2 protein-coding genes are annotated in these 1,820 nt (G+C 75.1%); both read left to right on the forward strand.

Translation table 11 applies throughout. The annotated features are described in order from the left end of the window. Positions 1-312 precede the first annotated feature (312 nt). Entirely contained in the window at positions 313-642 is a 330-nt protein-coding gene (locus KS423_RS44770) for a hypothetical protein (RefSeq protein ID WP_224285409.1), read from the forward strand. Between the two features lie 32 nt (positions 643-674). After that, positions 675-1,364, forward strand: coding sequence for a dienelactone hydrolase family protein (locus KS423_RS44775; protein ID WP_224285410.1), 690 nt, complete (start codon positions 675-677; stop codon positions 1,362-1,364). The last annotated feature ends 456 nt before the right edge of the window (positions 1,365-1,820 follow it).

Genomic DNA, 1,820 nt, shown 5'->3' on the forward strand with positions numbered 1-1,820 from the left:
CGGGCGGCGCACCTGGGGGCCGGCGGGCCGAGCGGCACTGGAGCGCGTCCCGGCCTCGGCCTGAGCGCGCCGATCGGTGCGCCGGCCGTCCGCCGGGCTACCCCAACCCTCCTCCGTGGAGGGACAGTTGGCGGGGTAGAAGGTTTTCCCCGCGCCTCCGGCACACCCGATCTCCACGCCGGGCCGAGCCGACCGGGCGAACCTCGGCGCCGGACAGTGCGCGTACGCCCGGTCGGCTCGTTCTGCTGTACACGCCTCCCCCGATCCCGACGCCGCCCCCGTTGCCGCGCACGACACCGCAGGGAGGTTCCCGTGGCCGTGATCGGCCGTGCGGCGGCCACCGTGGTCGCGCTGGGCATCCTGCTCGTCCCGGCGGCCGTCACGGCCCGCGCCGACCTGCCGCCCGAGCTCGGCGCGGGCTGGTGGGAGGTGTCGGCCGGCGCCGCCGACATCCGGGTCGACCACTGCGGCGGGGAAACCGTCATCGGACTCACCCGTTCGGGTGACCGGGGCGAGGTCGTGGACACCTGGACCTCGCCGCTCGGCGCCCGCTGGGCGAAGGTCATGGCGACGCGCACCCGGGTCTCCGGCTGGGTCCTGTGGTCCCTGCCGGCGCACCGTGGCCCCTCGCCGGAACCGTAGAATCCGCCGGTACACATCAGGAGGGATTTCGCGTGTTCCGAGCGCAGCGTCCGCGCACCGCAGAGCTGACCCCGCGACAGGGGGAGGGGCCGGTCAACGGCGTCGCCCTGCTGCTGCCGGGCGGATTCATCCGCAGTCGGCGCGCACCCCTGAAGCTCGCCGAGCTGGGCCTGCGGGACCTGGCCGCCGAGCTCACCGAGCGCGGCCGGCCGCACGGCCTCGCGGTGCACCTGCTGCGCTACCGCCACGGCGGCTGGAACGGCGCCGACGCCGACACCGCCGTCGACACCCGCTGGGCGCTCGACGAGCTCGCCCGGCTGTACCCGGGCACCCCCGTCGCACTGATCGGCAACTCGCTGGGCGGGCGCGCCGCCTTCTGGTGCGCCGGACACCCCTCCGTGGTCGGCGTGGCCGGGATCGCCCCCTGGCTGCCCAGCGGCGACCCGGTCGACCAGCTGGCCGGTCGGCGGGTACTGATCGTCCACGGCACCGGGGACCACAGCACGGCCGGCGCCACCCAGTCCCTGGAGTACGCGCTGCGCGCCCGGCGGGTCGTCCCGGACCTCGCGCGGTACGAGGCCCCGGGCGCCAACCACCTCCTGATCCGCGAGTCCCGCGACATCAGTGCGCTGACCACCGCCTTCACCCTCGCCGCCCTGGGCGCCGAGCCGGCGCCGCTGGTGGCGGGGACGGTCTGCACCCGACTCCCGGCACGGGTGTAGCCACCCCCCTCCTCCTGGATTGCGAGCAACTCTCCCCTGCTGATCGACAGGGGAGAGCCGCTCGCATTCCGGCGGGATTCCTGCCGATCGGCACATGCGCGACCGGGGTCTCGGCGATCAGTCTTGGAGTCACCGCGACGGCGGCCATCCGGGCCGCCGTGGAAGGGAGTCTCCACCGTGTTCCGCGACCAAGCTCTCCACCTCCGTGCCGACGGAGTGCAACTGAACGAGCGTCAGCTTCGTGTTCCCCTGGGCGGATCGGCCCGCGCCACACTCGCCCCAACGGCATCGGAGAGCACATGGCAGTCACCAAACCCTCCACCCTCGCACGTGGCCTCGCTGCCCTGTTCCTCGCGGCGGTGCCCGCCGCACCCGCCCTCGCCGCCGAGCCCGCGCCCTCGCCCGCCGTCGGCCAGGCACCGCCCACCGGTCCGGATCCGGCCGCCCTCGACGCCG

It is taken from the genome of Streptomyces sp. LS1784 (assembly GCF_020103755.1).
Classification (GTDB): Bacteria; Actinomycetota; Actinomycetes; order Streptomycetales; family Streptomycetaceae; genus Kitasatospora.